Below are 8,763 nucleotides of genomic sequence, written 5' to 3' on the forward strand. Positions count from 1 at the left end.
TGGCAATACATGCCCCTTACACACAAGTGCAAATTATTATCATCAACATCTCCAAGATGCTTTAGCAAGAAATATTATGTGAAGCGGGTTACCCTGCACGCTTACACCAGCCGACTGTCCCGCTTATCCTCACCACGTATGAATTCGGTGTTGGAATTCATTTGCACATCATTTAAAAAAAGGCACAAGATATGGCTAATCAAATCAGTTTTTGGGAACCGAATTAACTATGGCAAAAGAGAACAAACAATTCATCGAAGATGATCTCACCGAAATATTCTCTAGCGGATACACCGGGAAAAGCCATATTGGTACGCGACTTTTGAATATGATAACTGATTCAAAACGAGAACAATGCCCTCCATTCCCTAGACAGATTCAGGTTGAGACAACGAACATATGTAACCATAATTGTAATTTTTGCGCTTACACACTAATGGAGCGCCCAAAGAGGCACATTGATCGAGATCTATTCAAACGTATTGTTACAGAGTCCTACGAATGCGGCGCTAGGGAAATCGGCTTATTCGCAGGTGCAGAACCACTGACCTGCAAGTGGTTAGACGAGTATATCTCGTTTTGCAAAGAAACTGGCTACGAATATCAGTACATCTCGACCAATGGGGCATTGGTCGGACACGACAAATTTAAGAAAATTCTCGATGCAGGGCTGAACTCGATTAAGTTTTCTGTAAACGGCGGCGACCGAGAAACCTATAAAGCAGTTCATGGAAAAGATAACTTTGACAAGGTTATCGATAACATCCGATTTGTAAGCGCCTATAGAGAAAAGGTTTCTCAAGATGTATATCTAGGCGTCTCGTTTGTCGGCATGCCCCATACAATTGCCTCATTCGACAACTTGAAATCTCTTATCTCAGACTATGTTGACGAAATACTATACTATGAGGCATCCAATCAATCAGGCCAAATGTCAGAATTCCCTGACCCTCCCTACCGTGACTGCCACCTTCCTTTTAACAAAGCACATTTTAGCCTAGAAGGGTATATGAAAGCATGCTGTAATGACTACGAAAACCTACTCGCAGTAGAGAGCATTTCCAACATGTCAGTAAAGGATGCTTGGCATAGCAAACGGTTTCGTGACTTACGTCAACGCCACATTGCTGACGACCTTGAAGGAACTCTATGCGCCAATTGCATCCGTGCAAGCAAATGCAAACCCCAACCACTAAACACAGAATTAGTGCAACACAAAACATTCTGGAGAGAAGAAGGGTAAGGGGATGACAACAAACCGGGAAACAAGAAAATCAAGAGTTTTCATAGTACCAACGCTGAAATCTCAGCTGCAATTGACAACCGAACTAGCATCAAGGCTGCAACAACAGCGTATTAAAGTTACTTTATGCACGCCCAATAACTCTGGTTTAACGCAAGAAATAATAACAATATCGAAAAAAACGAACTCAACGATTAACAACAGAGAACACATAAATACTATTAAAAACTTTTGTGAAAATTTATATTTACTAGCACTAAGCCAATTGAAGTACAGAGCAGCACCCATGCGGTCCAGAATTAAGTATCTGCGTACGGCACGTGACTTTTTCCAGAAAAAGAAAATCGCAAAACTAGAGATATCTAAGTCACAATCTACACATTTGATCTGCTTCGAAGACGGAATATCTTCCCCTTTCGAATACATATCTGCGGCTATAGAATTGAAGATACCGGTTATCGTTGTTCCTTACGAGATATCCAACCACCAAGACTTTCAAAACCTACTGCTTGAAAAGTATGCTGACGGTACACTATACGAAGTTCCAAACTCGGCACTAGGTCAATTGATCCGCTCCAAACACGCACAATGGATCAAAACATACAAACGTAAAAATTTTTTACTGTTCCCCCCTGAGTATATACTTGCAAGAGAAGATATAATTGGAGAACTTCAGAATCCTTGGACTGTACACGGCGGACCAAGCTCATACATTGCAGTAGAGAGCGAAAACACGATGCGTGTCTACCGAGATGAAAATATCGACGAAAAAAAACTTGTGCCAACTGGCTCGATATATTGTGACTTAATTTATGAGAAAATATCCGAACACGGGGATGCCAAGAGGGCATTTGAGAACAAGAAAAAAATAGCCCCAAACAAAACAAAAATACTAGTATCACTGCCGCCGAACTATCATGCTACTCGTGCTAAATTTTGCGAATTTGAGTCATACAGTACAGTTTGGCAACAATTAAAGAGACTCGAAGACGAAAATGAACAACTTGAAATTTCAGTTTCTATTCACCCGAACACCCTAGATTCTGACAGAGAAGTCATCAACAATTTGAATCTAAATACTATTGAAAACGGTGTGATTACGGCAATCCCTGTTCACGACTTATTTTTCACATGCTTTTCATCGACTATTCGCTGGGCGCTCGCAGCTGGAAAACCGGTCATCAACTATGATATGTATGGATTTAACCTCTCTATCTACGACAATTCTCCAGGTTTTTTTTCTTTTGCGAACTTCTCGAATTCAAAAGAAAAAGTATTGAAAATGCTAAATAACGAATACTATGAAACACAAGCACGCGGTATGGAAGAAAACAGGAAAATATGGGGGGAAATTGACGGAAGAGCAACAGAAAATATTGTCAGACTAATAACAGAGCATAATTAGTGAAAACATATTTTTCAAAATTTAATAAGAGATAATGAAAATTGACTCACCCAAGAATTCTTATTATTTGCGGCGAAACTGGACAACTAAACTATTACAAAGAAGTCGCTGAACGAATGCAGCGCTATGGGTTTTCTGTCTGTTTTTGCTGCGATCGAGACGATGACGGCGTTGCTCAACGTGTGTCAGACGTAGCAACATCTCTCAATGCTAGTTTTTTTATTCATAAAGGAGACCGCGGACCGGTCGATAATACAGCACAAAATACAAACAATTTCTTTTCTAGAATACTAAAAAGAATACATTATTTAATAAATAAAAAGTCTTTTGCGCTCGGAGTGCCTAAAGATACCGGCATTCCTGATGCTGCACTTTCTGAGATGGTGAAGTACCACACATTTCGTATTGAAGATGCCCAAAGGGTAATTGATGAGAGTGGCGCCACAGTGATTGTAACTGGTGAGGATGGTATTGCCTCAGACTATTGGCTATTGCATGTCGCAAAGCAACGCGGTCTGATCATAGCTACCCTACCCTATGGAATGGCGGATTCCTCATCACTAGTATACAAAGGCGTCGAGGAAAAAGCAGAAGATGGCAGTCTATACAATACAGATAGCGCAGGAGGCTCGTACATAAAGACCAATCACCCTCAATGGATTAGAGGAACTCATTTTGGAAACAGTATATATCTGCCGCCTTCTTTTATTATCGCAATGGAATACTGCGGAATAACCTTCAGAGACCCTTGGTGCTTTCAAGGAGGAAATAGCGACATCATATTGAGCGAGGGACAAGCAATGCAGGCGCGATACTTACAGGAGGGCGTCCCAGAGAAGAAAATTGTGGTTACCGGGTCTATATACGGAGATGTGGTATCCGATGCGTTTGAAAGAGATCCCGCCGCTCAAATAGCGTTTGCTAACTGCACAAAGATATCTAGAAATAAAGTCAAAATACTAGTTTGCGTTCCTCCAAGCGAAACTACCAGCTGGGCCCAAAAAAGTGAATTTTCAAGTGTAGCGAATTACATATCTCGGCTCTGCGATGATTTAAAGCGATTCAATAATGTACAATTATCTTTTTCCCTTCATCCACGAATAATCACAGACGACGTAAAAAAGCTCGAGAAAAACGGTATATATAATACCCCAGGTTTCGTTGTTGATTTAATTCCATCTTACGATGTTTTGTTGGTTAACGGTTCCAGCACCGCACGGTGGGCTCTCGCCGCTCGAAAAGTGTGCATAGACTACGATTTGTTTCAGTTTGGGTTAGATGAATTTCCAAACATTGCAAGTTATTTGGCCACATCTTCGTACTCGGAAACTCTAGAGGAAATTAAATTGCTAGCGACCGAAAAGAGTCGATTTGAGCAACTTATCTCTGATAGCTTAGAGGAATTGATTGGTTTCGGTCCACTAGATGGTAACTCTTTTGTTCGAATCTGCAGGCAGTTAGAGCAAATAGAAAGAGACAAGATAGATGCAAAGTAAATGGTCTGGTTCTGGCCGCAGAATAGCGGATGACGATATCTACATAAACGAAGATCGAAGAGAAAAACCAAAGGATATTTTTGTTCATATTGGTAATATCTTGGAGGAAAAAGGAGCAAAAAATGGTGGAAGTTGTATAGACATTGGCTGCGCGACCGGAGATTTATTGCATTATCTGAGCTTCAGGTTTCCTAAACTGAAGCTGAGCGGCTTTGATGTATCACAAAAGATGTTAGAACTTGCCAGGAAACGCCTTCCTAGCGTTGAGTTTATTCAGGGTGATATTTCTGTACCTACTTTATCGCCCACTTCAAAATTCGATTTCAGTATCATGTCAGGTGTTTTAAATTGCTTTGATGACACTGAACCTGTTTTGTCGAACTTAGTTAACCTTACCCTGCCAAATGGCAGAATAGTTGTCCTCGACATGATAAATGACCACCCGGTCGATGTGATTATGAGGCATCGACGTGTTATCGAAGGAAGTGATACCGAAGGGGAATGGGAAATCGGGTGGAATTACGTAAGCAGAGCAACGATAAAAAAGATATTGGACACGAAGAGTAACGATATAGACAAATATCAGATGCTCCCCTTTGCAATGTCCCAATCATTGATTCAAAGAGAAGATCCAATGCGAACTTGGACTATTGAAACAAAAAAAAATCCTAGGCAATTGGTAAATGGCGCACAACAGTTAGTGCAATTGCAATTTCTAATAATTGATTTAAAATCATAATTAGACTTTTACTGCATTCGATTAGCGAAGAAACCACTTGGAGAAAGCACCATGAATGCCGCAACTTTGGAAGACATTACCCTAAAAAATGGCTTTCAGGAGGAAGATGTAGAGCGTGCATTGAGAAAATTCGGTGTAGCTGTTTTGCCTTCATGGGTGTCCCAACCAAACCTTGATAACCTTCGAGCTGAATGGGAACATATAAGAAGTCTCAGGAATAAAGACGAGGTAGCCTACGTCCGTAAAGTCGGTGGAGATATTGCTGATTATGCAGCTTTTGACCGTGGTTCCGTTACTGCTCCAACATTCGAGACCGTAGATAAGGTATTTGCTGACGACAAGATCGTTCAACTAACGGAGAAAATCGTAGGTAGACCTTGCATGCTGAATACTGAGATATACGCCACACATGATATAGGTACCGGCAAGGAAGTAGCTCCCTCGCACTTTGATAAGACTTGGAATCTCAAATTTATGGTCTATTTGGAAGATATTCTAGAGACCGGGAGAGGGGCTTTTGGTGTGCATCCCGGCAGTGCACCACTCGCAAGGCAACAGTTCAGAGCATGGTTTTCACAATTAGAGCACAATGGAACAATAACGGTTGGAGTTCCTGAATTCTATACTATGAATAACGAGGTACTCCCAGAGGGACTACCTCCGTTTGTTGAAATCCTTGCACCTGCCGGATCCTTAATAATATTTAACACTGATGTATTTCACAGAGGCAGCTTCCTGAAAGAAGGATGTGAGCGTAAAATAATGCGTGCGCACACATATCCCGGGACACGATTACTTGGTTTTGGAGACAAACTATCAAAAAGAACTCGACAGTGGGAACGAGGGGAAAAATGGGAGATTAGTGGAGCAGCTTATTCTCAGTTTTCAGAACAAGGCATTGTTGAGCTGTACTATGATTTACGTCACAAGTTTACAAAACACCTGTCGGTAGGTAAACATTTTGCAGGGAAAATGTTTACCATACCTAATCGTGTCCTCACCAAATCAGCCGCTGTTGTATCAAGAATTTCTAAGCGGTGACTTCCGACGCTTTAGAAATATCCCATATTGTCAATTCGCCTCGAAGATCACCGAGCGCCCTCCCCGACCGGGCGCTTTATGTCGATATCCGGATTGGGTCGCGGCTTGATGCCTTTTGCACGGCACATGGCAAGCTGTGGCTTGCACATCTGAGTCCCGATGATCAGGACCGCTATTTCAAGAATGCCAGCCTTAAGGGAATGACAGATCACACCATCACCGATCTTGATGATCTAAGGACGGAACTTGCCCACATCCGCGATCAGGGCTTTTCCACCAATAATGGCGAGCGCGAAAAAGACATCTATGCCATCGCCGTGCCGATCCTGACCAAACATGGCAATATGATCTCGGCCTTTTCGGTGTTTGGTGCATCCCCGGCAACGCTGGCGCAAAATCGCGAAGCCTTGCTGGCAAAGCTTCAAGCCGCCGCAAAAAGCGCGCAGCACGTCCTTTACGGCGATGCGTAATCAATATGGCGGATGGCACCGGGGGATTTCCCGGTTGTGCGCTTGAACGCGCGACTGAATGCCGCGACCGAGGCATAGCCAAGACGATCCGCCACCTCATCGAGCGACAGGTTTTCCCGCCCGATCCATTGGCTGGCCAGACGCATGCGCAAGTTGGTCAGATATTGCTGCGGCGTTGATTTCGTCAGCTCGACAAATCGCTCGGCAAAGACAGACCGCGACACCCCCATTTCCGATGCCATATCCGCAACTGACCAGCTCCGCCCCGGCTCCTTATGCAGGGCCGCCAGAACACGCGCCAGCTTGGGATCACGGATCGCCTCGACCCAGCCGCATACATCACATCCCGTCTCGACCCAGCGCCGAAGGATTGCGGCGGCCACCACATCGGCAAGACGGGTCAGGATCACACCATATCCCGGCCGTTTGGCGCGAAGTTCGGCTGTCATGACATCAAGGATCGCCGGGATTTGCGGATCATGATCCGGCACCGTTTCGATATGCATGATTTCCGGCTTGAGGTGGGCTAACGGATGCAACCAGCCAAGATCAAATTCCATCGCGCAACTGAAAATCAGATTGTCCTTTGATCGGCACACATCGGCTTCGCAGGCCCGGATTTCCGATGCCGCATCACAAAGCGGCGCCTTTTCAAACGCATCAATGCTGCGCATCGCAACGCCATCCTGGCTGTAAAGATCGTGAATGCCCGCACAGGGCAACAACACCGCATCCCCGCATCCCAAAACATGGGTCGCACCACTTTTGGTCCGCAGATGGACCGTGCCCTGCCCGATGAAATGAAACCAGGCGCGGCCATCGTCAACATCCTCGCCAAACCGCAAGCCGAACGGGGCGGATATTTCAATGCGACGATAATCAAGGCCGCGCAACCGCACACCGGAAAGAAGCTCATTGACCATGTCATGACCGGCGGGATTGAACTGGCCTTCGAGGTGATTGGACGGGCTGTTTAGGTCTGCATTTGCAATGAGCGACATGACATTCCGGACGATTGATCAATGAATAAAGACAAACTGTCATAGATCGTCCGAACGGTCCAGACTATTTTGGGTGCAATGCAAAACATCAACTCAAAGGACTTCCCATGAGTGAATCGCAATCCCGCCCCCAATCGGCCATGGATCAATCGGCCGCGCCCGCACCTGCTGCATGGGCCGCTGTGATTTCCATGACGCTTGGGGTATTCGGGCTGGTCACGGCCGAATTTTTGCCAGTCAGCCTGCTCACCCCGATGGCAGATGATCTGCGCATTACCGAAGGCATGGCAGGCCAAGCCATGTCCGCCACCGCCGTTATGGCCCTGATCACCAGCCTTCTGACCGCGACGGTGACCCGCAAGATCGACCGCCGCTATGTTCTGCTTGGCTTTTCGGTTCTTCTGATTGCCGCGAACATCATGATCGCACAGGCCCCGAACTATGCCATCCTCCTGGCTGGCCGGGTCTTGCTGGGCGTTGCCCTTGGTGGTTTCTGGACCATGTCGGCGGCCATCATCATGCGCCTTGTGCCGGAAAAGAACGTCCCGCGCGCCCTTGCCATCCTGTTTAGCGGCGTTTCCGCCGCCACCGTCTTTGCCGCCCCGCTCGGCAGCTATCTTGGCGATGTCATTGGCTGGCGCAATGTGTTTATGCTGGCGTCCCTGCTGGGCGTTCTTGCCCTTGTCGTGCAATTCGCAACGCTTCCCAAAATGCCGCCGCGCGGGCGTGCGACCCTGCGCACCCTGATCGAGGTCATCAACCGCCCGCGCATGAAATTCGGGCTGTTTTCACTGGTCCTGATCATTACCGGCCATTTCGCGTTGTTCACCTATGTCCGCCCGTTCCTTGAAAATGTCTCGGGTGTGACGACGGCGGGTATCTCGGGCATTTTGCTGGGCTTTGGTGTCGCCAACTTTATCGGCACCTATGTTGGTGGTGCGCTGATTGCCCGCTCGCTGCGCATGACCATTGCGCTGATGCCGATGATCATGGGGCTGGCCGGCGTCGGCATGGTCGCCATTGATGGTGCGGTTGCCCCGACCACCGTGCTTGTTGCGATCTGGGGCATGGCCTTTGGCGGTGTGCCGGTCGCATGGTCCACCTGGATCACGCGCACCGTCCCGGATGAGGCCGAAAGCGGCGGCGGACTTCTGGTCGCCGGTTTCCAGCTTGCCATTGCCACGGGTGCCGCAGTCGGCGGCCTTGTCTTTGACACCAGCGGCGCGCTTGGCGTCTTTACCATCGCCGGTTTCCTGCTTCTCGGCGCATCGATCATCGTAACGCTGGGCCTGCGAACCGCCCCTGTTCCCGCCGAACAGGGATAACAGCATCGCCCCAACCCCCACCGATGCCGCATCGGCCCAGCCC

At 46.8% G+C, this 8,763-nt stretch carries 8 protein-coding genes; 7 read left to right on the forward strand and 1 reads right to left on the reverse strand.

Annotated elements, in window-relative coordinates; translation table 11 throughout:
* Positions 1-229: 229 nt before the first annotated feature.
* The 6 genes from TH4_RS17170 to TH4_RS17195 are packed head-to-tail and all read left to right on the forward strand — an operon-like array spanning position 230 to position 6,394.
* Positions 230-1,243 carry a radical SAM/SPASM domain-containing protein gene (locus tag TH4_RS17170; RefSeq protein ID WP_064782075.1) on the forward strand — a complete coding sequence of 338 codons (1,014 nt, stop codon included), beginning with the start codon at positions 230-232 and terminating at the stop codon, positions 1,241-1,243.
* A 4-nt stretch (positions 1,244-1,247) separates the two neighbouring features.
* Complete coding sequence (locus TH4_RS17175; RefSeq protein ID WP_157097782.1) at positions 1,248-2,648, forward strand: hypothetical protein; 1,401 nt, start codon at positions 1,248-1,250, stop codon at positions 2,646-2,648.
* Positions 2,649-2,689: 41 nt separating this feature from the next.
* The gene (locus tag TH4_RS17180; RefSeq protein ID WP_157097783.1) at positions 2,690-4,144 is read left to right on the forward strand and encodes a hypothetical protein; all 1,455 of its coding nucleotides are present in this window, start codon (positions 2,690-2,692) and stop codon (positions 4,142-4,144) included.
* Positions 4,134-4,883, forward strand: a complete 750-nt coding sequence (locus TH4_RS17185; protein ID WP_064782078.1) for a class I SAM-dependent methyltransferase — start codon at positions 4,134-4,136, stop codon at positions 4,881-4,883. The genes TH4_RS17180 and TH4_RS17185 overlap by 11 nt, the downstream gene beginning before the upstream one ends.
* Positions 4,884-4,934: 51 nt before the next feature.
* Positions 4,935-5,924, forward strand: a complete 990-nt coding sequence (locus TH4_RS17190) for a phytanoyl-CoA dioxygenase family protein (protein ID WP_064782079.1) — start codon at positions 4,935-4,937, stop codon at positions 5,922-5,924.
* Complete coding sequence (locus tag TH4_RS17195; RefSeq protein WP_245227978.1) at positions 5,921-6,394, forward strand: IclR family transcriptional regulator; 474 nt, start codon at positions 5,921-5,923, stop codon at positions 6,392-6,394. Before TH4_RS17190 ends, TH4_RS17195 begins: the two co-directional genes overlap by 4 nt.
* On the opposite strand, the gene TH4_RS17200 is transcribed toward TH4_RS17195, so the two are convergent.
* Complete coding sequence (locus TH4_RS17200; RefSeq protein WP_083997167.1) at positions 6,379-7,395, reverse strand: AraC family transcriptional regulator; 1,017 nt, start codon at positions 7,393-7,395, stop codon at positions 6,379-6,381. The two genes, TH4_RS17195 and TH4_RS17200, sit on opposite strands and share 16 nt — an antisense overlap.
* Positions 7,396-7,502: 107 nt before the next feature.
* On the opposite strand from TH4_RS17200, the gene TH4_RS17205 reads away from it, so the two are divergent.
* A complete protein-coding gene (locus TH4_RS17205) occupies positions 7,503-8,720 on the forward strand; it encodes an MFS transporter (protein ID WP_083997168.1) in 1,218 nt (405 codons plus the stop codon).
* Positions 8,721-8,763: the final 43 nt, after the last annotated feature.

It is taken from the genome of Thalassospira tepidiphila MCCC 1A03514 (assembly GCF_001662875.1).
In the GTDB taxonomy this organism is placed as follows: Bacteria; Pseudomonadota; Alphaproteobacteria; order Rhodospirillales; family Thalassospiraceae; genus Thalassospira; species Thalassospira tepidiphila.